Consider the following 25,155-nt stretch of genomic DNA (forward strand, 5'->3'; position numbering starts at 1 on the left):
TGATTAATGAATTTGACTCAAGTTTAAAGGATAATCACCTCACACTGTGCAGTGGTCACAGACCAACATCAGCTGACACTTATCCAATTTTGGGACCATTAAAAAAAAGTAAAAAAATCATATTTGCTACTGCAAATAAAAGGGATGGACTAACGTGTAGCTTAGAAATATCTCAATTAATTAAAAACTTTGTTAATGGTGATAACCAAGCTTTTGAAAAATATAAAATTTTTGAACCAAATAGAAATCTAATAAGCTATTTTGATACAACAACTGCAATAGATAAAGCAGCAGAAGCTTCTGTAGCTGGTTTTATTATGCACGAAGGAGAAAAATATCTTGATGATTGGAATAAATTAGTGAAATTAGAAAAAAAAAAAATAGAAAAAATGTATAAGAGATTAAACTTAAAGAAATTTGGAATACACCCAGAATTAATTAGTCTGTATGATTATAAAAGGTTATAGATTTTAGATGATTGGTAAAAAAATATATAATTTAGCAAAAACTCTTTTTCCAATTAATAGAAGTATAACTGGAGATGGAGTACGAGAAACTTTAAGAATTTTAAAAAAAGTTAACCCCTCCTTAAAAATAAAGAATATAGACTCAGGTACTAAAATTTTTAATTGGACTGTCCCCCAAGAGTGGAATGTTAAAGCTGCTTGGATAAAAGATTATAAAAATAATACAATAATTGACTTTAAAAAAAATAATTTGCATCTAATGAGTTATTCGGAACCTATTGATAAGATATTAAGTCTTAAGGAACTAAAAAAAAATTTATACTGCATGAGCTCTAGACCGAGTGCTATACCTTATGTAACATCTTACTATAAGTTAAAATGGGGATTTTGCTTAAGTAAAAATCAATTAGATAAACTCAAAAATGGAAACTATAAAGTAAAAATAGACTCGAGCTTTAAAAAAGGCTCATTAACTTATGGAGAAATTTTAATTCCAGGAAAATCAAAAAAAGAAATTTTTCTATCTACTTATATATGTCATCCTTCTTTAGCAAATAATGAATTATCTGGTCCGTGTGTAGCAATATATTTGTCGAACTGGATTAAAAGTTTAAAAAATAGAAAATATAGCTACAGGATAATTTTTATCCCAGAAACAATTGGTTCAATAGCCTATTTAAGCAAAAACTATAAAGAGATGAAAAAAAATATTATCGCTGGATTTAACTTAACTTGTCTAGGAGACAATAGGACATATTCATTTTTACCTTCTAGAAGAGAGGATACTTTGTCAGACGACGTTGCTAAACACGTATTAAAGTGGACACATAGAGATTATAAATCATACAAATGGATTGATAGAGGTAGTGATGAGAGACAGTATTGCTCTCCTGGTATTGATTTACCAGTTGCTACAATTATGAGATCAAAATATGGAGAGTATCCAGAATACCACTCATCTGATGATAATTTAAAAAAACTTGTTACGGCTGAAGGACTCGACGGGGGGTACAAAATAATTGAAAAAGCAATTTTATTAATTGAAAACAACTATTATCCAGTTGCAAATTATTTATGTGAACCAAAACTATCAAATTTTAATTTATATCCTACAGATCAAACAAACGACCAGAGTGATTATCCGGACCTTACAGGATTAAAATTAATTAACTTTTTATCTTATTGTGATGGAAAAAAATCATTATTGGAAATAGCTGAAAAATGTGAAGAACCGGCTTGGGCTCTTTATGATATTTCAAAAATTCTTCTTAAAAATAAACTCATCAAAATAAAAGATGTAAAGATTAAATAAATTTATTAAAATGTATAAAAAGCTTAATTTTATCAAAATAAAAACATATTATTCACTTAGTATGTGCATCATAAAAAAATATAATTTAATTTAAATATGAATATTACAAAAAAATTAAGCAAAGAAATTTTTTTAGATTTTAATGGAGTAGTAAAGAAAAGGACAATAAAACTTAAATTTAGTAAAAAAATATCAAAATCAGTTATATACATTTCAAAAAAAACAGGAAGTATTTTTCATTCACCCACAAATAATGCTCAAGAAAGTCTAGAAGCATGGTCAAAAAAAATTTATTCTAAAAAGATAGATACAAAAGAAGTCAAGTATACTTCAAATAATCCTATAATGAAATCTAGGCATTATTATTCTGCAATTTTTTTAAATGACATGCTTAAAAAAGGTAAAATAAATTTTTGTGATTATGGTACGGGTGAAGGCAATTTTGGAAAAGAATTAATAAAAATAAATAAAAATATTAAATTTAACTTTACAGAACACAGCCCAGCACTTTACAGTAAAACTGTAAAATTGATAAAAAAAATAAACAAAGGTATCTTTTATAGTCACAATGGGTCTATCGAGTCATCTGTGAATGATAAAAACTTTAAAAATTTTGATGCAGCATCATTATTGTGGACACTGTGCAATTGTGTAAAACCAGTCGAAGTTCTAGGAGCAATACACAGTTCGCTTAAATGCAATGGACTATTGATAATTTCAGAAAGCTCAAGAATTTTAGTACCATTTAAAAAACCAATCCATAATTTTTTTGTGTCAAGTCATCACACTCAAAATACTCATCCATGGTATTTTTCTTACAATTCTTTATCAAATTTACTTGAAATATGTGGCTTTAGAATAATAAAATTTAATAGGTATTATGACGAAAATGATTTAGTTGTAATTGCTCAGAAGAAAAATAAAAAGAGTCATAATCCTAAAATTAAAATTGATAATTACAATATGTTAAATAAATTTTTTAAAGAATGGGAAAAAAATAGTAACTTTTTTAAAAAGTTTTTTTAAAAACCTATGAATACTAAAAAAAGTAAAAATTATATGAATACAATTTTTAGAGCATAAATTGTTGGTAATCATTCAAGCAAGATCAAACTCAAGAAGATTTAGAAATAAAGTTTTATTTCCTATTTATGGAATACCAATTATTCAATATGTTGTTACTAGAGCAAAGGCATCTAAAAATGTCAAAAAAGTTATAGTTTCATCCTCAATCAATAAGTCTGACGATAAATTAATTAGATATTTAAAAGATAAAAAAATTAACTTTTATAGGGGTAATCTTCAAAACGTAGCTTTAAGATTATATAAAACTGCACAAAAGAATAAATCAAAATTTTTCATAAGAATAAATGGAGACAGTCCATTAATTGATACTCATTTAATAGATAAGGCTATAAAAATTCATAATAATGCAAAAAAAAAATTTGACCTTATAACCAATGTTTTTCCCCGCTCATATCCAAAAGGACAATCAGTAGAAATTATAAAAGTGTCACTTTTCAAAAAACACATCAAAAAATTTAGTGCTCTAGAAAAAGAACATGTTACAATGTATTTTTATAAAAATTTTAAAAACTTCAATATTAAAAACTTTGCTTTCAAAGGAAATAAAAAAATTATGAATTTATCAATTGATACCAAGATCGATTTAAAAAGAATTTTGAAAAATTTTACCAAAAAAACATTTAAAACCTTTTCCTTTTCCAAATGAAAATTATTGCTGGCATAATAGGGATGGGAATAGGTCAAAAACATTTAGATGCAATTGATAAATATAAAGGATCTATTGTAAAAATGATATGTGAGTTAGATAAAAAAAAGATTAGATTCCTAAAAAAAAAATATCCCAACAAGATAATAACAAATAACGAAAATAATATTTTTTTAGACAAAAGTATTAATTTAGTTTCGATAGCAAGTTTTGATAACTATCATTATAAACAAATTCTTAAAGGTATAAAAAATGATAAACAACTTATCGTTGAAAAACCATTATGCCTAAATATTGCACAACTAAAAAAAATAAAAAACTTATTAAAAAACAAACCTAAAATAAATATTACTTCAAATTTAGTTTTAAGAGTTAATTCTCTATTTCAAGAATTTAAGAAAAAAATAAATAATAAAAAAATTTATTATATTGAAGGTGATTATATTTGGGGTAGAAAAAAAAAACTTTTAGGGTGGAGATCTCAAATAAAAGATTACTCACTAGTTCTTGGCGCAGGAATTCATGTTATTGATTTGATTATGTGGTTAACAGGACTAAAGCCCACTTCAGTTTATGCAATAGGAAATAAAAAACCAACAGCTGGTTCAAAATTTAAAAAAAACAGTTTAGTGATAATGTTGTTTGAATTTCCAATGAATATTCTGGTTAAAATAACAGCTAATGGAGCAGCCATTCACAGCCATCTCCATGAACTAAAAATTTTTTCAAAAGATCAAACATTAGTTAATTCAGATTTAGGTTCATATATGTATAAAAATAAAAAAATCTTAAAAATAAATGCTGCTTATCCTGATAAATCAAATAGAAAAAGATTAATTCAAGCTTTTTTAGATAATTTAATGAAAAGAGATAAAAAAAAAATAATAACATTTAAGGAACAAATTGATTTAATGTCGGTTTGTTTTTCTGCTGAAAAATCCATTAGATTAAGTAAAAAGATTAAAATTAAATATTTATAAACTTATGAAAAATATTAAATTTTCAATTTCAAATATTTCACCTACAGATATAAAATTAGTTGGTGATATATTAAAAAGTGGTTGGCTTACTCATGGTAAATTTACATCTCTTTTTGAAAAAGAAATTAAAAAATTTACAGGGGCAAAATACGCAATTTCTGTTTCAAGTTGTACGGCAGGTTTGCATTTATCTTGCTTAGCATCTGGTTTTAAAAAAGGAGATGAAATTATAGTACCAGCGCAAACTCATACAGCAACAGCACATGCAGTAGAATATACAGGAGCGAAGGCTATATTTTCTGATGTAGAACCATTGACAGGAAATATAACTCTAAAAGAAATAAAAAAAAGAATTACAAAAAAAACAAAAGGTGTAATTATAGTTCATATGGCAGGTCATCCTTGTGAAGTTGATAAAATTTTAAAGTTTTGTAAAAAAAATAAAATAATATTAATTGAAGATTGTGCGCACGCAGTTGGAACATTTGTTAAAAATAAACATGCAGGAAACTTTGGAATATCAGGAAGCTTTTCATTTTATCCAACGAAGCAAATTACAACTGGAGAAGGTGGGGCTGTAATTACTAATGATAAAAAATTTTATGAAAAAATTAAAAAATTAAAAGCATTTGGGATTGATACGGATATTAAGGATAGAAAAAAACAAGGAGATTATGATGTGAAATCTTTAGGTTTCAATTATAGAATGACTGATTTTCAAGCTGCTTTAGGTTTTAAACAATTAATTAAATATAAGAGTAATTTAAAAAAAAGGCATTTAATTGCCAAAAGATATATAAAAAATTTTTCCAGAACAGAAGAAATCACACATATGCCTTATTCTACCAATAGTTCATTTTTTGTATTTCAAGTATTTTGTAAAAAAAGAGATGAGTTACTTAAGAAATTAAAAAAAGAAAAAATTGGAGTTAGTGTACATTATTCAAAACAACTACCTAAGATGACATATTATAAAAATAAATATAACCTTAAAGCAAAAAATTTTATTAATGCCAATGATTATGGCAATACAAATATTTCATTGCCAATTTATCCAAAACTCAAAAGTATAGAGGTGGATAGAATTTGTAAAATAATAAAAAACTATTTGACTTATGAAAAATAAAAAAATTCTATTAGTTGGTGGTTGTGGTTTTATAGGTCATAATCTTGCACTATATTTGAAGCAAAAAGGGCATGAACCCATAATTGTTGATAGTTTATCTATTAATAATATTTATTCACTGGATAACACTGAAATAAAAAATCAAAAATTATATAAATTAATTTTAGAAAATAGGATTGATTTATTAAAAACAAACAAAATTAGTTTAATAATTCAAGATGCGAGAAACTATCATGCAGTTTGTAAATTATATTCACAGATAAACCCAGATGTAATTATTCATTTGGCTGCTGTCTCACATGCCAATAGATCAAATAAAGATCCCCACACAACTTTTGATCATAGCTTAAGAACTCTAGAAAATACTCTTGATTATGCAAAAACTGAAAAAACACACGTAATATATATGTCATCAAGTATGGTATATGGAAACTTTGAGACAAAAGAGGTTGATGAAGACTCACCTTGTAAGCCTATTGGAATTTACGGTAATTTAAAATTTGCAGGCGAACTGATGATGAAGGCATACAAGCAAGTTTTTGATTTGCCATATACAATAATAAGACCGTCAGCCTTATATGGTGAAAGATGTGTTAGTAGAAGAGTAGGGCAAATATTTATAGAAAATGCAATTCAAAACCTAGATATAAATATTAATGGTGATGGAGAAGATAAGTTAGACTTCACTTATATTGAAGACCTAGTGAAAGGTATTGCTGATTGTTGTGATAACAAAAATGCATTAAATGAAACTTTTAATATAACATTTGGAAATGCAAGAAAGATAAATGATTTAATAGAAATATTAAAAGATGAATTTCCCAAAATGCAAGTTTTTTACAAAGAGAAAGAAAAGTTTATGCCTGAAAGAGGAACATTAAAAAATGATAAGGCAAAAAAGCTTATAAATTTTGAGTCCAAAAATTCTATTGAAGAGGGGTACATTAAATATATTGCATGGTATAAAAGATTTTGGGAAAATTTAAAATAACTCTCAAAATTAAAATATGAAAATAAAAAACTTTAATATAAATAAAAAAGTTTTTATAATTGCGGAGGTAGGAAATAATCATGAAGGAAGCCTTAAAGTTGCAAAAAAACTAGTTATTTTAGCAGCAAAAGCAGGTGCTGATGCTGTTAAATTTCAAACTTTTAAAACAGAGGATTTTGTACAAAAGGACGACATAAAAAGATTCAAACAGCTAAAAAAATTTGAATTAAGTCAAAAAAAATTTATAGTACTAAAGGATTTAGCACATAAAAATAAAATAAAATTTATCTCTACACCCTTAGATTTACCAAGTGCTAATTTTTTAATAAAAAATTCTGATATTATCAAAATAGCATCTGGAGATAACAATTTTTTTCCGATGATAGAAAAATTATTAAAATCTAAGAAGCCATTAATAATTTCTACAGGAATGATGACGCTTACTGATATTAAAAAGTTATCTAGATTTATTAATAGATTCTTGACAAAAAAAGAAGCCATTAAAAGAATTGCTTTCTTACATTGTGTAACAAGCTATCCAGTAGAAAATCAATATGCTAATTTAAAGTCAATTCCATTTTTGATAAAAAATTGTGAATTTTTAGTTGGATATTCTGACCATACAATTGGTAAAGATGCATGTTTAGCGGCAGTTGCAATGGGAGCACAGATAATAGAAAAACATTTTACTTTAGATAAAAGTTTTTCAAATTTCAGAGATCACTCACTTTCTGCCGATTTTAAAGAATTAGAATCTATTGTATCATCGATTAGAAACATTGAGCAATTAAAAGGAAAATTTGAAAAAAAATTACAATTACCTGAAAAAAAAAATATAAAAATAGTGAGAAGATCTGCTTTTGCAAAATGTAACATCAAAATAAATGATAAAATTGATTTTTCAAATACTATATTTGTTAGACCAGCCAAATCAAAAAATTTTTCGAATTTAATAAATTTAATGGGAAGAAAAGCTAAAAAAAAAATCAAAAAAAATCAAAAAATAACTAATCTAAAATTATACTAATGTGTGGAATTAGCGGCTATATAAGCAACAAAAATCTATTAAATGTTAATGGTATAGATCATACACTCAAATTAATGAGTCGAAGAGGGCCAGATTCAAGCAAATATTATAAAGAAGATTTTGGATCAAAAGAATTAGCTTTATTGCACACCAGGTTAAGTATCATTGATTTAAATAAAAGAGCAAGCCAACCTTTTGAAGATAAAAATTTTATGGTAATTTTTAACGGTGAAATTTATAATTATATAGAAATTAGAGAAGATTTAAAAAAAAAAAATTACAGATTTCAAACTAATTCAGATACCGAAGTTTTATTAAAAAGCTACCAAGAATATGGAAGTAAATGTGTAGATCATTTTGAGGGTATGTGGGCATTTGCAATATGGGATTCAAAAAAAAAAAATCTCTTTTTATCAAGAGACCCATTTGGTGAAAAACCTTTATATTATTTTTCTAATAGATACGGATTTTTTTTTGGTTCAGAGATTAAGTTTATTAAATCTTTATATTTAAATAAATTTAAAACTAATAATGATTTATTGAATAAAAATTTATTCTCAGGTTATAAGTCTCTTAACAAAAGTACAGAAACATTCAATAAAGATATTTTTTTATTAGAAAGTAGTTCAAATATGTCTGTCGATTTGAATTTAATACCTATTAAAAAAAAATACTGGACACCTAAGATTAATATTAATCAAAAAATGAAAGTTGAAGAAGCAACAGATGGTGCAAAATTACATTTAATTGAAAGTTTAAAATTAAGAATGCGATCTGATGTTCCCTTAGCATTTTGCCTTAGTGGTGGAATTGACTCAGGTATTTTGGTATCTCATGCAAAAAAAACATTTAATAAAAATGTTTCTTCATTTTCAATAATCGATATTGATGAAAGATATAATGAAGAGGAAAATATTAAGCATGTAGTTAATGACATTAATTGTGACTCACATTTGATAAAGATTAATGATAAGAAAGATATATTCTTAGATAGATTGAACAAACTTACAAAGTATCATGATGGTCCAATAGCTACTCTTTCTTATTATGTACATTCTTTCTTAAGCGAAAGTATTTCAAAAAAAGGTTTTAAAGTATCAATTTCAGGAACTGGAGCAGATGAGATTTTTACTGGTTATTATGATCATTTTTTATTGCATCTTGAGTCAATGAATAAAACAAAATATTTCAATGAAAATTTAGCTTCCTGGAAAGAATTTGTGTTACCCAATATACGTAACCCATACCTTAAAAATCCAAATTTATACATCGACAATAAAGATAATAGAGATATCGTTTTTGAAAAGCATTTTGAACTACACAAGTATTCTGTAATAAAAAAAGAACAGAACTTTAAAGAAATCGAATATTGTGATGAACTTTTAAGAAACAGAATGCTCAATGAATTATTTAATGAAGTTGTTCCAGTCATATTAAAACATGATGATTTAAATTCAATGTATCATTCAATTGAAAATAGAAGCCCATTTTTAGATAGAAAATTATTGGAGTTTACATTAACAATTCCTCCACATTTACTGATATCTCAAGGTTATCAAAAACAAGTATTAAGAAATTCTGCCAAAGATATTTTAGTAGATGATGTCAGACTTAGTAGGCAAAAAAAGGGTTTTAATACTTCAATTAACTCTGTCATTGACTTAAAAAATCCTGAAATTATCAATTTTATTTTTGATAAAAATTCTCCAATAAATGAGTATGTAGATTTAAAAAAATTAAAAGTGGATATAACTACTAAAACCATACCTAACCATTTGTCAAAATTACTTTTTTCAGTAATTAGTACAAAACTTTTTTTGGAAAATAAGACAAGTATATGAAACTTGGAATAATTGATTTAGACACAGGCAATCTTGCATCTTTAGTATCCGCTATGAATAAATTAAATATTAAATTCAAAATTTGTAAAAATAATTTTGATTTTCAGGATGTAGATAAGATTATTCTGCCAGGAGTTGGTGCCTTTAAAGATTTTATGAAAAAAATTAAAAATAATGGAATAGATAAAATTTTAAATAAAAAGATAGAAGATAAAATTCCATTATTGGGAGTCTGTGTTGGTTTTCAAGTTTTATTTGAAGAAAGCAATGAACATGGAAGAACTGAAGGCTTAAATCTACTGAAAGGGAAAATTAAAAATTTTAAGGATATTTCGAAAGACATTAAAGTTCCACATGTTGGTTGGAATGAATGTAAATTAATAAATAATAATAAACTATTTCAAGGTATTGAGAATTCTTTAGATTTTTACTTTACTCATTCTTATTTTTTAGATGATTGTAAAAGTGAACATATAATTTCTAAAACAGATTATGACACAAATTTTGTGTCATCTATCAATAAAGAAAATATTTATGGTGTTCAGTTTCACCCAGAAAAAAGTCAAGCAAATGGTCTTAAAATATTAAAAAATTTTTATGAGATTTGTTAAATGTTAAAAAAAAGAATAATTATATCTCTGACATTTTTAGACGGTGTTTTGTTTAGAACAAAAAATTTTAAACCTGATTATCGATATACAAAAAACTTTATAGATTTATGGAGTATAGATGAGTTAATTCTTATAGATATTTCTAAAAAAAAATTTTCAATTAAATTTTTAGATTTAATAAAATTTTTTTCACTTAACTGTTTTGTGCCACTGTCTGTTGGAGGCGGAATTAAAAAATTATCTGATGCTGATATTTTTTTTAAAAATGGAGCTGATAAAATTGTGTTAGGTACTAATTCATTGAATGACACAGATCTAATTGAGAAAATATCAAAAAAATATGGCAATCAGTCAATAATTCAGTCACTAGATTGTAAAAAAACCTCATCAAATAAAATGAAATACACGGTTATGTCAAACAGTGGAAAAGATGATTTAAATTTAGATCCTGTTATGTCTGGTGAAAAAGCATTAATATATGGAGCGGGAGAGTTATTAATAAACAGTATTGATAACGATGGCGGATTATTAGGTTATGATTTAGATTTAATAAATTTAGTTTCAAAAGCATTGAATTGTCCTATAATAGCCTCAGGTGGAGCGGGAAACTGGCAGCACTTTCTTGATCTATTTTTAAAGACCAACATTTCTGCTGCGTGTACACAAAATATTTTTCACTTTACGGAAGAAAGCATAATATCAGTAAAAAAATTTTTAAAAGATAATACAATTCAAGTTAGAAAATAATTTAAAATGATAAAATTTTGCAAAAAATGTATAATGCCAAATTCTCGACCTAGAATAGTTTTTAATAACGAAGGTGTTTGTAATGCGTGTCTTCATAGTGAAAAAAAAAAAAAATAAACTGGGAAGATAGAAAAAAACAATTTATCAAAATAATCGATAAGATAAAAAAAGATTCTAACATAACTGGATCAAAATATGACTGTGTGGTGCCTTGGTCTGGTGGCAAGGACTCAACTTCTATTGCTATAAAACTTAAATTTGAATTTGGGCTTAACCCTCTTTTAGTTACATTTTCACCATTAATGGTTAACGATTGTGGTAAATTCAATAGAAATGAATTATCAAAAATGGGGTTTGACTCAATCTTTTTAGATCCTAATCAAGATGTCTCTAGAAAACTTTCAAGAAGATTTTTTATAGAAAGAGGTAACCCTAAAGTTGCATGGGATGCAGGTGTTAATGCTGGGCCAATCCAAGTTGCATTAAATTATAATATTCCAACTGTATTCTATGCAGAACATGGAGAAAGTGAATATGGAGGATTAGTTTTAGATAAGGAAAGTGAAAAAAAAAGAAGTTTTAGAGAGGTTATAGAGCATCAAATAGGAGACTATCCAGAAAATTGGATTAGTAACCAAATAACTAATAAGGATATAGCCCCATATGTTTATCCTGATGAAAAAAATATTAATCAAATAAATTTAACTGCTTATTATTTTAGTTACTTTTTTAAATGGAGTATGCTTGAAAATTATGAATATGTGAAAAAAAAATTATCAAATTTTAAAACTAACCCTAACAAAAGAACTGAAGGCACATTTACTGACTTTGATAGTTTGGATGATAAAATCGACTGCTTATACTATTATATGCAATATATTAAATTTGGATTTGGAAGAGCTACAAGAGATGCATGTAGAATGATTCAAAACGATCAAATGAGTAGGAAAGAAGCAATAGAATTGGCAAGAAAATACGATAATGAATTCCCAAAATTTGATTTTATTGAGGTTTTGGAGTACTTAGACCTTGATCAAAATAAATTCGAAGAAATAGTAAATAAGCATAGAAATACAGAAATCTGGAAAACCAATTTAAATAATAAATGGGAGTTAATAAATTCCATATGAAAAAAAATCTTAAACAATCAAAAATAGATAGGCATGGCTTATGTCTTAATGAGTATAAAAAAAACTATAATAATGCAAAAGTTTACTTTGATAGAGCTACAGGCAAATCTCCAGAAATGGAAGTTTCAAAAGCAATGGCCAACATAGTAAAAAAAAAAATTAATTCCGACAACAAAATACTTGATGTTGGATGTGCTTGTGGTCATTTTTATAGGTCTATAAAAAAAAGAGTTAAGAAAAAATTTTATTATACTGGAACTGATCCATATCCAATTTTTTTAGATAGAGCAAAAATAGCGTGGGAGAATGATAAAAATGTTAATTTTGTAAAAGGAAACATATACAATTTACCATTTAAAAAAAATCAATTTGATTTATCATTCTGCAGTAATGTTTTTATTCATCTAAATGATGTAAAAAAGCCATTGAAAGAGCTTTTGCGAGTTACAAAAAAAACTATAATAATAAGAACTGTTCTGTATGATGTATCCTATAAAATTCAATTAGTTTACAATAATAAATGGTGGAGTGATACCAATGTTAGCCCAGCAGAAGAATTTGACAACAAGGGAAATCCAAAAGCCTATTCATACTTCAATGTACTTTCTTTTGACTATATTACTGCAAATATTAAAAAAATAAATCCAGATGTTAGTATAAAAATTGTTAAAGATAATTTTTTTAATAAAAAAGTTATAACAAAAAGTCAAAAAAAAGAAAAAAGACCTTTAGCTACCCGTATAATAGGAGATGAACAAGTCTCCGGGTGCATTTTACAACCACACTATTTTATAATTATTGATAAAAAAAAATAAAGAAATTATGAAATCTGATTTTTTTAAATTCATAAAATCTAATTTTAAAATTTTTGATATTAAGAATACCAAAAAAGAGTCTTGTATGATTATTGATAGAGGTAGACCCATGTCAATATTTTCCAATTCAATGGCAATGAGAATAATTAATCAAAGATTTCGATTTAAACCAATTATATTTTCACATAATAGGAGAACATCTTGGCAAATAAAAATGTATTCTGCATTTGGAAAATTTATTTTTATTAATCCAAAAAATAAAAAATCTTTTTTAAACTTTAATCTTCTGGCAATCTCATTAATCAAAACAATTATAAATTTTTTTAGATACTATAAAAACTTCAATAAATTTATAAATTTTTTCAAATTAGATGAAGTTGAAATTGGACACTGCATATATGATGAGTATATAAAATTCAATCACAGATATAAAGAAAGAAATATTTATAACTTAAATTTTTTTTACTTTCTTTTAGGAAAAATTTATCTTTTTTATAAAATGAAAAAAATTTTAGAAGTAAAAAATGTCAAAATCCTAATTTGTAATTCTTTAGATTATGCAACTTATGCCGCATTAGCAGCAAGAATAGCAGTAAAAAATAATATTAAAGTTTTTGTTGCAGACGATCAATTTAAAATTTTTACAAACCAAAAAGACATTAACAATTCTGTTTTTCAACTTGACAAAAAAAATGTAAAAAAATTTTTTTTAAACAGAAAAAAAATTAATTTTGATGATTATTTTAAAAAAAGATTTAAAGGATTAATTGATACAACATTAACAAGTGCTTTTGATTTAAAATTAGGAAATAAAAATAAAATCGACATAGATAAAAAAAATTTTTTAAAGAAATATATAAAAAATGATGAGTATGAATATGTTGCATTAATTGCACCTCACGCATTTACAGATGCCGTACATGGCTTTGGTAAAAACTTTATTTTTGATGACTATTATCAACAATTAGAAGAAACAATTAAATATTTATATCATGGAAAAAGAAAAAATATTTTATGGCTAATAAAGCCACACCCAAGATCAGGACATTATAAGGAGAATGGTATTGCAGAAAAGTTGGTCAGAAAATATAAAAGAAAAAATATAATTTTATTGAATAAAAAAATTAGTACCTTTTCAGCAATCCAATTTTCAGATATTGTCATAACAGGAAGAGGCTCTATTGGATTGGAAGCTGCAAGCTTAGGAACAAAAGTTATAATAGCAGGGTATGCTATCTACCAAAATTTAGGCTTCACCATAGAGCCAAAAAACAAGCAAGAATACTTTCGAGAATTAGAAAATATAAAAAATTTCACAAAACTAGACACAAAAAAAGCTCAAATAGCTAAAAAATATTTATTTTATTTTGATAACTATAGGAGTTTATTACCAAAAAATAAAATGAATGAAATTGATGAGGAGTCAAAAGATTTCTTCAAAATTTTAGAAAAGTATATGAAGAAAAAAAAATATTTAAGTGATAAATATTATATTTTTTTAGATGAGTTTTTGAAAAAAATTAAACATTAGTATTTAAATAAAACGTCAGAATTATCTTAATAAAAAAATTTATTTGATGAAAAAATTTTTAAATGAAAAAAATATAATTTTTTATAACCCATCTTTTGAAACTGGTGGTGTAGAAAAAAATATAAAATCATACATAGAACATGCTTATAAATTAAAAAATTATAATATAATCTTACTAACTCTTGATAGTACAGATATTCATAAAAGCTTATACACTCAATATCCGGTAAGAAAATTTAGATTTAGGAACAGGCTCATAAAGTATTTTATTTGCTGTTATTATCTTTTTAAAATTTCTTTAAAAAAAAATAATTATATAATAAGTTTTCAAAATAATATTTTTGCATTGTTTATTTCTATTATCACAAGAACAAAAATAGCTGTAAGGTTAAATACATCACCAGAAAAATATATTAATTCATACGTAAAAAAAAAATATTTAGTTTTTTTTATAGATTTGCAAATTTAATTATAGTGAATGATGAAGATTTCAAGAAAAGTGTTAAAAAATACTTTAATATAAACTCAAAAATTATTCATAATTTTGTAAATTATGATTATGTTAAAGATAAATCTAAAGAAAAAATAAATAATCAATTATTTAAAAAAAAAACAAAAATCAAAATAATTTCAGTCGGAAGACTAACAGAACAAAAAAACCACATAAATATTTTAAAAGCCATAAATAATCTCAAAAATAAAAATATTGTAGAATTAGTTATAGTAGGATCAGGACAACAAGAACATCAATTGAAAAAATATATTGAAAAAAATTTTTTAAATAATGTTGTTAAATTAATAGGGTATAAAAAAAATCCATTTAAATATATTAAACATTCAAATGTGTTTATTTTATCATCAGAGTATGAGGGATCACCAAATATATTATTAGAAGTAGCATGTTTAAAGAAATTAATAATAAGCTCAAATTGTAAAACAGGGCCAAAAAGAATTCTATTAAATGGTAAGGGTGGTTATTTGTATCAAACAAATAATTTTATTCAGCTTTCTAAAATAATAGATCGATTAAAATTTAAAGATACTTCAATTAATAAGAAAATATTAACATCATACATAACTGCAAAAAAATATAGTAAAAATAAACAAAGAATTGAATTTGAAATGGTTATAAAAAAATTTATATCAAAATAATGATAAAAAATAATAAACCTTTTTTTTCAATTATTACGCCATTAAAAGCAGGTGATAAAAACATGATAAAAACTTTAAACAGTCTCAAATCTCAAACATATAAAAATTTTGAACACATTATAGTCATATCTAGTAATTCGAGAAAAATACCCAATAATTTAAAAAAAAAAACAGTCAAAAATACAAAAATTATTATTGGTAGAGACAAAGGTATATACGATGGAATTAACAAAGGTTTAAAAATTGCCAAAGGGAGAGTTCTAGGAACACTTAACTCTGGAGATACTTACAAAAAAAATGGATTAAAAATTGTTAATAAATATTTTAGTGAAAATAAATTACAATTTGTTTTTGGAACAGTAAAAAAAGGAAAAATTAAATATGGATATTTCCCAAACAAGATATTTTGGTCTTTTAATTTTTACCCAGCTCATTCTTCTGGTTTTTTTATTACCAAAGGAGCACAAAAAAAAATTGGGTTATATGACTTAAGTTTTAAATGTTCAGCTGATTATGATCTATTTTATAAAATGATTGTAAAATATAAAATGAAAGGTATGGCTACTAAAAAAAAAGAAGTAATTGGAAACTTTATACTTGGTGGGTATTCTCAAAAAATTACTATGTTTGAGCATATTATTGAAGAAGCAAGAATAAGAATAAAAAATAAACAAAATATTGCTTATGTCTTAGTTCTTTCATTTTTAAGATTAATTAAAAATTTTCATCAACTAGGTTTAAGTAAGATTTTTAAATAAATGATAAATAAAAAAGTATATTATTGGTGTCCGTTTTTATCAAAAGTGGCAACTGTAGATGCGGTAATTAACTCAGCAATCTCACTTAAAAAATATAATAAAAAATTGTATGATGTGAGCTTAATTAACGTTTTTGGTGAATTTAGAGAATATGAAAAAAAGCTAAAAGAAAATAATATCAATTTGATTAATTTCAAAAATTCTAAATTAGTAAAATATTTTCCAAAACCCAGTTATTTAAGAAGTAGATTGCTTACAATATATATATTTTTTAGATATTTTTTTTCTTTAAAAAATTTATTGAAAAATGATCCACCTGAATTTTTGATTATTCATTTAATTACTTCATTACCCTTATTTTTATCGCTATTGTTTAAGCTAAATACAAAAATAATTTTTAGAATCTCAGGATATCCACAACTAAATTTTTTAAGAAAATTTTTTTGGAAAATTGCTTTCAAAAATATTTACAAAGTAACATCTCCGACCGTTGAAACAAAAAAAAATATGGTTAAAGAAAAAATTATTGATGAAGATAAAATTATTCTTCTAAGAGATCCAATTATATCACCTAAAAAAATTATCTCTTTAGTCAAAAAAGAAAGAAAAGAAAAAACAGAAAAAACAGAAAATTATTATATCTCTATAGGGAGACTAACACATCAAAAAAACTACCATTTTCTGATAGATTGTTTTTATGAATTGATTAAAAAAAATGATACAATTAAATTAATAATACTTGGTGAAGGTGAACTAAAAGAAGCTTTAACAAAGCAAATAAATAATTTGAAAATAAATAAAAATGTTTTACTTTTAGGTTATCAAGATAATGTTTATAGTTATTTAAAAAATGCCAAAGCTTTTATTTTATCTTCTTTGTGGGAGGATCCAGGTTTTGTATTAATTGAAGCAGCATTTTGTAATTTAAATATTATTTCAAGCAATTGTCCCAATGGACCATCAGAACTACTAAACAATGGTAAGGATGGATTTATGTATAAGTCGGACAATAAAGAGGATTTTTTAAGTAAATTTAATGAATATTTAACAACAAATAAAAAAGATTTATTTGATAAAAGATTGCGCGTCAAAATAAATTTAAAAAATTTTACTTTCTTTAAGCACAGTGAAAATTTAAAAGAGATTTTATGAAGAGATTATTTGGTTCAGAGTATAAAAATATATATTTAACAATATTATTTTCCATAATTTTTATTGTAGGAGTTTTTTCGTATAAAGACTACGGAGTTTCATCGGATGAACCAAATTCTAGATTAAAGGGCATGGTCACAGCAAATTATCTTGGTCAAATTTTTGCCCCAACAATAACTAATAATTATAAAAAAAAGTTCTCATTAGAAACAAATAAAAAATATGATAAAATTGACCAACTCCATGATTCTGGAAAAATAAAATATTATGGTGTTGTTTTTGAATTTCCTGCTTTTTTATTAGAAAGAATTTTGAAAGTTAATGAAAAGCATAAACAATATCAGTTAAAACATTTTTTAACATTTTTAGTATTTTTTATAAGTTTAGTTTCATTCTATAAATTATTAAATTTAAGATTTCAAAATTGGATAATAGCTGTGTTAGGTGTTATTATTTTATTATTAACTCCAAGAATATTTGCAAATAGTTTTTATAACAACAAAGACTTAATTTTTTTATCTTTTTTTATATTCAGTATCCACTCATCATTTATTTTTATTGAAAGATTAAATTTTAAATCATTATTATTTTCAGCTTTATTCTGTGCACTAGCTATAGATATAAGAATTTTAGGAATAGTTACTCCAATGATTTTATTAATGACATTGGCAATGAAACAGTTTTTTTATCAAAAACAAAACAAAATTTTTTTTAAATTGATACTACAGTTCATATTTTTTTTATCTTTATTTGTAATAGTTTTCTGGCCACATTTATGGTCAAATCCAATTAGTAATTTTTTAGAGGCATTCAATGTAATGTCTAAATATCCTCTAGAAACTTATAATTTTTTTATGGGAGAATATGTTTTGTCAACTCAACTTCCAAAAAGTTATTTATTTATATGGATTTTGATTACAACACCAGCATTATATATTTTATTTTTTATTATTGGGTTGTTTATATTTTTTATCAATTTTATCAAAAAAAAGAGAGAAAGATATAGTCATAATTTTTTTAAAGATTTTTTTTGTTTATCAATACTTTTTTCAGTATTTTTTGTAATTAGTTATTTTGAGTCAACTTTATATAATGGTTGGAGACAATTATATTTTCTAAATATTATAATTGTATATTTTTCTATTTTTGGAATTTTTGAATTATATTATTTAATAAATAAAAATTACAAAAAATATTTTGTTGCTTTATTATTGTGTTCACTAATTTTTATATCAAATTGGATGATAATTAATCACCCTCATCAATATGTATATTTTAATTTTTTAGCTGGTAAAAAATTTGATAAAAAATTTGAAATGGACTATTGGGGTTTAAGCTATAAACAAAATCTAGAATTTTTGTTAAAAAATGAAAAAGAAGAAACTTTTAAAATATTTAACTTAAGTACTAATAAAATATTTTATCATTCTTTAATAATACCAGATATTGATAGAAAAAAACTTCATTTTGTTGATAATCCTTTGGAAGCCAATTATTTAATAACTAATTATTTATATACACAAAAGCCAAAATATAAATTTTCAGAAAATGATTTTATTATATTAAATGATATTGTAGTAGATGGAGTGTCTATTAATACATTATATAAAAGAATAAAATAACATTTATGCATAAGCTAATTAGATTATTTAATTATAAAATAATGATAGCCTTATGCTACCTGGTATTAATATTTTTTTTTTTTAGTTTTTTTTTTGATTTTCAATTCAATAAGGAAGAAATAGTTAATTTTTTAATAACTAATAAAGATAAATTAGATCACTATATCGAAAATAATATTTTTAACTTATTTCTAGTTTTTTTTATTTTTTCAATTTTATGGACGATTTGTTTAGGATTTGGCCTACCCACTATGATGTTGGCAGCTTATTTATTTGATCCTTTAAATGGAACTTTGCTACTGGTTGCTTCAAAAACTATTGGTGTTGCTATCATTTTTATTTTTTATAAAAAAATATTTAAAGAAAATTTTTTCAAAAAAAGAACGTTCAAGCAAATCAATCAAAAAAAAATAACTAAATTAGTTAAGAAAAATGAACTTTACTATCTAATCTTACTGAGGCTATTTCCTGGAATACCGGTACAAGTTATAGATATTTTCCCATTATTTATTGGAGTTAAATTTAAAAATTATTTACTTAGTAAATTTTTAGGCTCTTTATTGCCTCATTATTTAATAATTAATTTTTTTAATTCATTTTATAAAAATTTAGAAAATAATCTATCAACAAGCTTAGATTTATCGGTTACTACTGATTTATTATTGGCTTTCTTAGTATTTAGTTTATTCATTATCTTAGGTAATTTTATAAAAAAAAAATTAAAATTAGATAAATAATGAAAATTAGTCTTGCTCTTCCTTTTCATAATGAAAAAGAAAACTTGTTTTTGCTTCTTCCTTTAATAGAAAAAAATTTATTACAAAATAAAGATTTTAATTATGAGGTCAATTTAGTAGACGACATATCAGATGATGGAAGCTATGAATTTTGCAAAGAATATATTGCGTCTAATAGCTCTTCGATTGTTTTTAATTTATTTAAGTTAGATCACAAAGGTTACCAGAGTGGTGCCCTTAAAAAAGCTTTTTATGAAAGTACAGGAGATTTTATTATCACTATGGATACAGATCTCCAAGATGATCCAAAGTATTTGCCTACTTTTTTAAACAATATATCAAAAGGAAATGATGTTATAATAGGAGTAAGAAAAAATAGGAAAGCCCCAGCTATATTGAGTGTTGGTCTAAAGGTATATGATTTAATTTTTGAAATAATGTTTCATAAAAAGATAACAACTTATAGGGCCCCTTATGTTGCATATAGATATAAATATGTTTCAAACTTGCCATGGTTTAAGAATGATCATAGATACCTTATACCTATGGCAATAAATAGAGGTGCAAATTTAATTTCAGAGTTTGAAGTAATATTAAATGAAAGAAAAATAGGTAAATCACATTATAACAAATACTTAAAAGTTTTTTGGGGCATTATTGAGTTGGGGATGTTTGTTTATCGAATGAAATCTGGCAAATATAAGTAAACTTTAAATATAATATGAAAAAAATCGCAGTTATAGGATCGGGTTTTTTTGGTAATTCAGTATCAATTTTATTATCAAAAAAATATAAAGTTGATTTATTCGAAATTCAAAAAAAAATATTTCAAGGAGCTTCAAGGTACAACCAAATGAGATATCACTTAGGCTTTCATTATCCAAGATCTCAAAAAACTTTTAATGAATTAAAACTGCATAAGAGAGAATTTGAAAGTTTTTTTAATAAAAAAATATTTGGAACAACTGATAATTATTATGGCATTGCCAAGATAAATTCAAAAACTTCATTTAAAACTTATTTAAGTTTTTTAAAAAAAAATAAATTAAAATATAAATGTATAGAAAGCTTAGATTTTAGCGAAAAAGTAGAAGGATCAATTATTTGTGATGAAAAAATATTAAATTATTATATTTGTGAAAAAATTTTTAAAAAGAAACTACAATCTAAAAACATTAAAATTTTTACAAATCAAACATTAAAAAAAAGGAATCTTAATAAATATGATAAGGTGATTATTTGTGCATATGATCAAAATAATAATGTTCTAAAATCAATTGGTATTAAACCTCAAAAAAAATATAGGTACGAATTAATTGAGAAAATTCTGATAAAACTTCCTAAAATATACAAGAATAAAAGTTTTATAGTTCTTGATGGTAAATTTGTTTGTGTAGATCCCCTGTTAAATACAAATTATCATTTACTAAGTGATAACAAAAATTCTAAAATTGAAATTTGCAGAGGTTATTATCCAAATTTTAAAAGTTTTAAAAAAAAATATTTAAAAAAAGGGTATATTAAAAAATTAAGTCATTCAAAATTTGACTCATTCATTGAAAATGGTCAAAAATACCTTCCCTTTTTAAAAAAAGCAAAATTTGTTTCAACTTCATTTGTGACAAGGGCAATTGAAATTAATAAAGAAAAAACTGATGAAAGGGTAAATAATATTAAAATAATTGATAAAAAATTTATTTCAATATTTTCTGGAAAGTGGAATACCTCGGTTGGTGTTGCTAAAAAAATCTATAAGATACTAGAAAGTGATAAATAAAAAAAAGTTTTTAATTATTGGGAGGGGTAAATGGGGAAAGAAAGTTATTAATATTCTAAATGATTTAGGTGAAATTATTGAAATAATCGATTCAAAAACTTCTTATAAAAAACTTTCTAAAAAAAATATTGATTGGGCTTTCGTATTAACGAATAACTCAAGTCATTACAAAATAACAAAATATTTCATTGAGAATAAAATAAATGTTTTTTGTGAAAAACCACTATGTTTAAATTTTAAAAAAGCAAAAAAATTATTAGATTTATCGAAAAAAAACAAAACAAAAATTTATGTAAGTGATATTGAAAATTTTAAAAATAAAAAAATTAAAATTTTAAATATTAATAATATTATTAGACAAAAGTTAGATATAGATAAAAAAAATATTATATTTAGACTTTTTTATCATGATCTATATTTAATACTAAACAATTTTTCAATTAAAAATATAAACTTTCTTAAAATTCAAGACAGCTTAAAAGGAAAATTAATTTTTTCTTTTAAAGCTAATAATAAAGATTTTAATTTTTCTTATAATTTAAACAAAAAATTTAAAATTCATAAAATTAATAAAATAAGTTTTTTAAATTTCAATAATGATCCACTTAAAAAAATGATTATGAATGTTTTGTTACAAAAAGTGAATTTTATAAGAAACAATAATATAGCTTTACAGACTTTAAAAATTATTGATAAAATTAAAAAAAATAAATTTTAGAATATTTTATTTACTAGTTCTTTATATTCATTCGCTATTTTCGAATAAGAAAAATTTTCTTTTATTTTATTATGTATAAAATCTTGGTTATTATTTATACAGTTTTGATTAAACCATTTTAGTAAAGAGTTAAAATTAAAATTCATTTCATTTTCTAGACTATATCCCATCTCATCAGACAAAATTAAATCATTTGTGCCAGTATTTTGATTTATTAATATCGGCAAGCCACATGCAAGAGCCTCTAAAGCAATTTGACCAAAGGACTCAATACGACTTGGATTTAATAGTAAATTAGACCCTGAGTAAATTGTCCTTAATTTAGTTTGATCATTTATATTTCCTAAAATATTAATATTTTTTTTGGATATATATTTTTTATCAATTTCCCCAAAAATATTTAAAATACAATTGTCATTATTTGCTTCATTAAACTTATCAAATAAGTTTAAAGCTATATCCAAACCCTTAATATTTCTTCTTGCGTAATCAGAGAATCCAAATAAAAAATAAATTTTATCGTTTTTCCAGCCAAGTAAATTTTTAGCATTATTTTTGTTAATTGGTTTCCATACACTCGTATCTATCGGCAAGGGTATTTTAAACACATCCCTATCTTTAAGTAAAAGACTCTTTTTTGCATTCTGGTGTTGCCAGTTAGAAGTAGATATAATTTTAATATTTTTATTTAAGTATTTCTTTTTTCTATTCCAGACCCATCTATTAATATCAAAACCTTTTTCCAGTTTGTCTCTATTATTTTTGTAGTAGCCATAAATAAATCTTTCATCAGAGGTATAATGTTCAGCACCTGTATAGAGCCACATATCGTGCATTGTCCAAATTATAGGTGTTTTTATTTTTGAAATTTGTTTTAAACTTATAAACTCATTTCCTATCCAATGAATATTAACAATATCAGGATTGAAATGATCTATCTGATCAAAAATGTTAGAATCAAAAAAACTAATAGTATGTGTGTTTTTATTTTTAGTTTTAAATAAAAATTTTAAATTTCTAGAAATTTTTTTTTTTGTTTCCAAATAAATTTATCAAAATTATTTTGATTACAAAAAACATCATCAAACTTGTTAAGTTTCTCAGCCACTAAAACTGTTGATTTAAAATTGTTTTGTTTTAGAGCATTATGAATTCTCATAACTGCTATAGCAGCACCTCCATCATCAGAAAAATTTAAATGCAAAATTTTTTTATTCATTTATAAACTGTTAAATATAAATTATATCTATTTTTAATAATAAATGAATTAATCTATTTAAAATAAAACAAAATAATGAAAAAAAAAATAAAACTTGGTTTATTAATAAATCCAGATAGAAAACTACAAGACTGGGAATATCAACTATTTAACTCATTAATTAACAGTAAGTATTGTGAAATTAAGGCAATATTTTATGAACCACAAAAATATATAAGTAAAAATTATTTAAAGAGAAATATATTAAACTCATTTCTTAATTTAATTATCAGATTAGTTGAAAAAAAATTCAAAAATACTAAAAATAAAAATAAAAATAATAATTTATTTAAAAAAATACCTAAAATAAAAATTTATTCAGTTAAAAAAACTTATAGCGATTATTTTAGCCTCAACGACATTAAAAAAATTAAAAATTTTAATTTGGATTTAATTTTAAGAAGAGATTTTCGTATCATAAAAGGAAATATACTTAAGTCAGCAAAACATGGAATTTGGTCATTGCATCATGGAGATAATGATTTTGTTAGAGGTCTTGCACCAGGTTTTTGGGAAACATATTTTAATTTCCCAACCACAGGAGTAACTTTGCAAAAAATTAATACAATCTTAGATGGTGGATTTATAATTGATAAGGGATATTTTGGAACTAAATTTTTTTGGAAACATAATGAGAGCTTTATAAAAGAAAAATCAATTCAAATTGTTCTAAAAAATATAAAGAAATTATATGATAATAATTACATTAAATTAAAAAAATCGAAAGTAACACTTAAAACTAGATACTATGGAAATCCTAAATTTTATAATTTAATAGTATATATCTTAAAAAAATACCCATATTTTATTTTTAAAAAAATGATAAGATTTTTATTTCCAGTCAATCTATTAACTAATAAGTGGAAAATATGTCAAATCAAAGGTTTAAATTTAAAAAATTTTGAAAATAATAAAAACAATACAATTTTTAAATCTCCATTTTATGAATATTGGGCAGATCCATTTTATTTAAGACATAACAAAAAAGATTATTTATTTTTTGAAAATTTTAATATTTTTAAAATGAAAGGAAAAATCACTTGTGCAGAAATAAAAAATAATAAATTAAAAGATATAAAAGAAATTATCAATAAAAGTTACCACCTCTCATATCCAAATGTTTTTAAGTTTGGAAAAAAAATATTAATGATTCCTGAAACTGCTAAAAATAAAAGAGTTGAAATATGGATTTGCGAAAAATTTCCAAAGAAATGGAAATTACATAAGACTATTTTCAAAAATGAAAGTTGGGTAGATTTAAATTTTTTTATAGATAGAAAGGGCAATAAATGGCTTTTTGGCAATAAATCAGTGGATAAATATTCTGATCATAATTCTGAATTATATATTTATAAAGTTGTTGATAATAATTTTAATAAATTAATTCCACATGAAAAAAATCCAGTAATAATAGACTCCAGAATTGCTAGAAATGCAGGAAAGATCTTTTATAACAAAAAAGGTGAAATAATGAGACCTTCCCAGATAAATATTTATGAAAAATATGGTCATGGATTAAATTTAAATAAAATAACAAAATTAACTATAAAAGATTATCAAGAAACTATAGTAAAAAAAATTCAAGTTGGTAAAAATTTAAGGTTAAAAGGGATACATCATTTCTCTATGGGTGAGAAAAATATTTATATAGACAAGTTATTTAAGTTTTAA

The 25,155-nt window shown here is 23.7% G+C and carries 26 protein-coding genes (1 of these 26 running past the window's edge); 24 read left to right on the plus strand and 2 right to left on the minus strand.

All coding sequences use genetic code 11. The annotated features are described in order from the left end of the window. The 23 genes from ABXT56_RS00660 to ABXT56_RS00770 all read left to right on the plus strand — a co-directional run. A protein-coding gene (locus tag ABXT56_RS00660; protein ID WP_415300321.1) for an FAD-dependent oxidoreductase crosses the window boundary here: on the plus strand, positions 1-467 show its end. It extends 913 nt beyond the left edge of the window; 467 of the gene's 1,380 nt are visible here — the last part of the coding sequence; its start codon lies off the left edge, out of view; it ends in the stop codon at positions 465-467. Between the two features lie 7 nt (positions 468-474). Further along, positions 475-1,779: a DUF4910 domain-containing protein gene (locus ABXT56_RS00665; protein ID WP_415300323.1), complete on the plus strand. Its 1,305-nt coding sequence runs from the start codon at positions 475-477 to the stop codon at positions 1,777-1,779. A gap of 96 nt (positions 1,780-1,875) precedes the next feature. Next, a complete protein-coding gene (locus ABXT56_RS00670) occupies positions 1,876-2,805 on the plus strand; it encodes a methyltransferase domain-containing protein (protein ID WP_415300325.1) in 930 nt (309 codons plus the stop codon). 58 nt (positions 2,806-2,863) lie between these two features. Continuing rightward, a complete protein-coding gene (locus ABXT56_RS00675; RefSeq protein ID WP_415300327.1) occupies positions 2,864-3,511 on the plus strand; it encodes a cytidylyltransferase domain-containing protein in 648 nt (215 codons plus the stop codon). Next, positions 3,508-4,491, plus strand: coding sequence for a Gfo/Idh/MocA family oxidoreductase (locus ABXT56_RS00680; protein WP_415300329.1), 984 nt, complete (start codon positions 3,508-3,510; stop codon positions 4,489-4,491). The genes ABXT56_RS00675 and ABXT56_RS00680 overlap by 4 nt, the downstream gene beginning before the upstream one ends. A 4-nt stretch (positions 4,492-4,495) precedes the next feature. Then, entirely contained in the window at positions 4,496-5,617 is a 1,122-nt protein-coding gene (locus ABXT56_RS00685) for a DegT/DnrJ/EryC1/StrS family aminotransferase (protein ID WP_415300331.1), read from the plus strand. Beyond that, a complete protein-coding gene (locus tag ABXT56_RS00690; RefSeq protein WP_415300333.1) occupies positions 5,607-6,608 on the plus strand; it encodes an NAD-dependent epimerase/dehydratase family protein in 1,002 nt (333 codons plus the stop codon). The genes ABXT56_RS00685 and ABXT56_RS00690 overlap by 11 nt, the downstream gene beginning before the upstream one ends. Positions 6,609-6,624: 16 nt before the next feature. Beyond that, positions 6,625-7,635: an N-acetylneuraminate synthase family protein gene (locus ABXT56_RS00695; protein WP_415300334.1), complete on the plus strand. Its 1,011-nt coding sequence runs from the start codon at positions 6,625-6,627 to the stop codon at positions 7,633-7,635. After that, positions 7,635-9,476: an asparagine synthase (glutamine-hydrolyzing) gene (gene asnB / locus ABXT56_RS00700; protein WP_415300336.1), complete on the plus strand. Its 1,842-nt coding sequence runs from the start codon at positions 7,635-7,637 to the stop codon at positions 9,474-9,476. Before ABXT56_RS00695 ends, asnB begins: the two co-directional genes overlap by 1 nt. After that, complete coding sequence (gene hisH, locus ABXT56_RS00705; protein WP_415300338.1) at positions 9,473-10,087, plus strand: imidazole glycerol phosphate synthase subunit HisH; 615 nt, start codon at positions 9,473-9,475, stop codon at positions 10,085-10,087. Before asnB ends, hisH begins: the two co-directional genes overlap by 4 nt. Beyond that, entirely contained in the window at positions 10,088-10,834 is a 747-nt protein-coding gene (gene hisF, locus ABXT56_RS00710; protein WP_415300340.1) for an imidazole glycerol phosphate synthase subunit HisF, read from the plus strand. 161 nt (positions 10,835-10,995) lie between these two features. Continuing rightward, positions 10,996-11,964, plus strand: coding sequence for an N-acetyl sugar amidotransferase (locus ABXT56_RS00715; RefSeq protein ID WP_415301362.1), 969 nt, complete (start codon positions 10,996-10,998; stop codon positions 11,962-11,964). Beyond that, complete coding sequence (locus ABXT56_RS00720) at positions 11,961-12,779, plus strand: class I SAM-dependent methyltransferase (protein WP_415300341.1); 819 nt, start codon at positions 11,961-11,963, stop codon at positions 12,777-12,779. The genes ABXT56_RS00715 and ABXT56_RS00720 overlap by 4 nt, the downstream gene beginning before the upstream one ends. Positions 12,780-12,786: 7 nt before the next feature. Continuing rightward, positions 12,787-14,310 carry a hypothetical protein gene (locus ABXT56_RS00725; RefSeq protein ID WP_415300343.1) on the plus strand — a complete coding sequence of 508 codons (1,524 nt, stop codon included), beginning with the start codon at positions 12,787-12,789 and terminating at the stop codon, positions 14,308-14,310. Positions 14,311-14,356: 46 nt separating this feature from the next. After that, entirely contained in the window at positions 14,357-14,779 is a 423-nt protein-coding gene (locus tag ABXT56_RS00730; protein WP_415300345.1) for a hypothetical protein, read from the plus strand. 5 nt (positions 14,780-14,784) lie between these two features. Then, positions 14,785-15,462, plus strand: coding sequence for a glycosyltransferase (locus ABXT56_RS00735; protein ID WP_415300347.1), 678 nt, complete (start codon positions 14,785-14,787; stop codon positions 15,460-15,462). After that, positions 15,462-16,220 carry a glycosyltransferase gene (locus tag ABXT56_RS00740; protein ID WP_415300349.1) on the plus strand — a complete coding sequence of 253 codons (759 nt, stop codon included), beginning with the start codon at positions 15,462-15,464 and terminating at the stop codon, positions 16,218-16,220. Before ABXT56_RS00735 ends, ABXT56_RS00740 begins: the two co-directional genes overlap by 1 nt. Further along, a complete protein-coding gene (locus tag ABXT56_RS00745; protein ID WP_415300351.1) occupies positions 16,221-17,372 on the plus strand; it encodes a glycosyltransferase in 1,152 nt (383 codons plus the stop codon). After that, positions 17,369-18,994: an ArnT family glycosyltransferase gene (locus tag ABXT56_RS00750; RefSeq protein WP_415300353.1), complete on the plus strand. Its 1,626-nt coding sequence runs from the start codon at positions 17,369-17,371 to the stop codon at positions 18,992-18,994. Before ABXT56_RS00745 ends, ABXT56_RS00750 begins: the two co-directional genes overlap by 4 nt. Positions 18,995-18,999: 5 nt before the next feature. Next, positions 19,000-19,731, plus strand: a complete 732-nt coding sequence (locus ABXT56_RS00755; RefSeq protein WP_415300354.1) for a TVP38/TMEM64 family protein — start codon at positions 19,000-19,002, stop codon at positions 19,729-19,731. Beyond that, positions 19,731-20,438: a glycosyltransferase family 2 protein gene (locus ABXT56_RS00760; protein ID WP_415300356.1), complete on the plus strand. Its 708-nt coding sequence runs from the start codon at positions 19,731-19,733 to the stop codon at positions 20,436-20,438. The genes ABXT56_RS00755 and ABXT56_RS00760 overlap by 1 nt, the downstream gene beginning before the upstream one ends. Before the next feature lie 14 nt (positions 20,439-20,452). Then, on the plus strand, positions 20,453-21,508 hold the full coding sequence (locus ABXT56_RS00765; RefSeq protein WP_415300358.1) for an amino acid oxidase: 1,056 nt from the start codon (positions 20,453-20,455) through the stop codon (positions 21,506-21,508). Further along, positions 21,498-22,226 carry a Gfo/Idh/MocA family oxidoreductase gene (locus tag ABXT56_RS00770; protein ID WP_415300360.1) on the plus strand — a complete coding sequence of 243 codons (729 nt, stop codon included), beginning with the start codon at positions 21,498-21,500 and terminating at the stop codon, positions 22,224-22,226. The genes ABXT56_RS00765 and ABXT56_RS00770 overlap by 11 nt, the downstream gene beginning before the upstream one ends. Here ABXT56_RS00770 and ABXT56_RS00775 read toward each other — a convergent pair. Further along, complete coding sequence (locus tag ABXT56_RS00775; protein ID WP_415300362.1) at positions 22,223-23,269, minus strand: glycosyltransferase; 1,047 nt, start codon at positions 23,267-23,269, stop codon at positions 22,223-22,225. The two genes, ABXT56_RS00770 and ABXT56_RS00775, sit on opposite strands and share 4 nt — an antisense overlap. Next, the gene (locus ABXT56_RS00780) at positions 23,236-23,445 is read right to left on the minus strand and encodes a hypothetical protein (protein ID WP_415300364.1); all 210 of its coding nucleotides are present in this window, start codon (positions 23,443-23,445) and stop codon (positions 23,236-23,238) included. Before ABXT56_RS00780 ends, ABXT56_RS00775 begins: the two co-directional genes overlap by 34 nt. A 75-nt stretch (positions 23,446-23,520) precedes the next feature. On the opposite strand from ABXT56_RS00780, the gene ABXT56_RS00785 reads away from it, so the two are divergent. Next, positions 23,521-25,155 (plus strand): hypothetical protein, encoded by a 1,635-nt coding sequence (locus ABXT56_RS00785; RefSeq protein WP_415300366.1) that lies wholly within the window; start codon positions 23,521-23,523, stop codon positions 25,153-25,155.

Origin of the sequence: Candidatus Pelagibacter sp. Uisw_134_02 (genome assembly GCF_047720265.1) — a bacterium.
Classification (GTDB): domain Bacteria; phylum Pseudomonadota; class Alphaproteobacteria; order Pelagibacterales; family Pelagibacteraceae; genus Pelagibacter.

Coding starts and splice junctions, on each gene's coding strand:
- ABXT56_RS00665 (WP_415300323.1), top strand. CDS start 475: ATGATTGGTAAAAAAATATATAATTTAGCAAAAACTCTTTTTCCAATT.
- ABXT56_RS00670 (WP_415300325.1), top strand. CDS start 1,876: ATGAATATTACAAAAAAATTAAGCAAAGAAATTTTTTTAGATTTTAAT.
- ABXT56_RS00680 (WP_415300329.1), top strand. CDS start 3,508: ATGAAAATTATTGCTGGCATAATAGGGATGGGAATAGGTCAAAAACAT.
- ABXT56_RS00685 (WP_415300331.1), top strand. CDS start 4,496: ATGAAAAATATTAAATTTTCAATTTCAAATATTTCACCTACAGATATA.
- ABXT56_RS00690 (WP_415300333.1), top strand. CDS start 5,607: ATGAAAAATAAAAAAATTCTATTAGTTGGTGGTTGTGGTTTTATAGGT.
- ABXT56_RS00695 (WP_415300334.1), top strand. CDS start 6,625: ATGAAAATAAAAAACTTTAATATAAATAAAAAAGTTTTTATAATTGCG.
- asnB (WP_415300336.1), top strand. CDS start 7,635: ATGTGTGGAATTAGCGGCTATATAAGCAACAAAAATCTATTAAATGTT.
- hisH (WP_415300338.1), top strand. CDS start 9,473: ATGAAACTTGGAATAATTGATTTAGACACAGGCAATCTTGCATCTTTA.
- hisF (WP_415300340.1), top strand. CDS start 10,088: ATGTTAAAAAAAAGAATAATTATATCTCTGACATTTTTAGACGGTGTT.
- ABXT56_RS00720 (WP_415300341.1), top strand. CDS start 11,961: ATGAAAAAAAATCTTAAACAATCAAAAATAGATAGGCATGGCTTATGT.
- ABXT56_RS00725 (WP_415300343.1), top strand. CDS start 12,787: ATGAAATCTGATTTTTTTAAATTCATAAAATCTAATTTTAAAATTTTT.
- ABXT56_RS00730 (WP_415300345.1), top strand. CDS start 14,357: ATGAAAAAATTTTTAAATGAAAAAAATATAATTTTTTATAACCCATCT.
- ABXT56_RS00740 (WP_415300349.1), top strand. CDS start 15,462: ATGATAAAAAATAATAAACCTTTTTTTTCAATTATTACGCCATTAAAA.
- ABXT56_RS00745 (WP_415300351.1), top strand. CDS start 16,221: ATGATAAATAAAAAAGTATATTATTGGTGTCCGTTTTTATCAAAAGTG.
- ABXT56_RS00750 (WP_415300353.1), top strand. CDS start 17,369: ATGAAGAGATTATTTGGTTCAGAGTATAAAAATATATATTTAACAATA.
- ABXT56_RS00755 (WP_415300354.1), top strand. CDS start 19,000: ATGCATAAGCTAATTAGATTATTTAATTATAAAATAATGATAGCCTTA.
- ABXT56_RS00760 (WP_415300356.1), top strand. CDS start 19,731: ATGAAAATTAGTCTTGCTCTTCCTTTTCATAATGAAAAAGAAAACTTG.
- ABXT56_RS00765 (WP_415300358.1), top strand. CDS start 20,453: ATGAAAAAAATCGCAGTTATAGGATCGGGTTTTTTTGGTAATTCAGTA.
- ABXT56_RS00780 (WP_415300364.1), bottom strand. CDS start 23,445: ATGAATAAAAAAATTTTGCATTTAAATTTTTCTGATGATGGAGGTGCT.
- ABXT56_RS00785 (WP_415300366.1), top strand. CDS start 23,521: ATGAAAAAAAAAATAAAACTTGGTTTATTAATAAATCCAGATAGAAAA.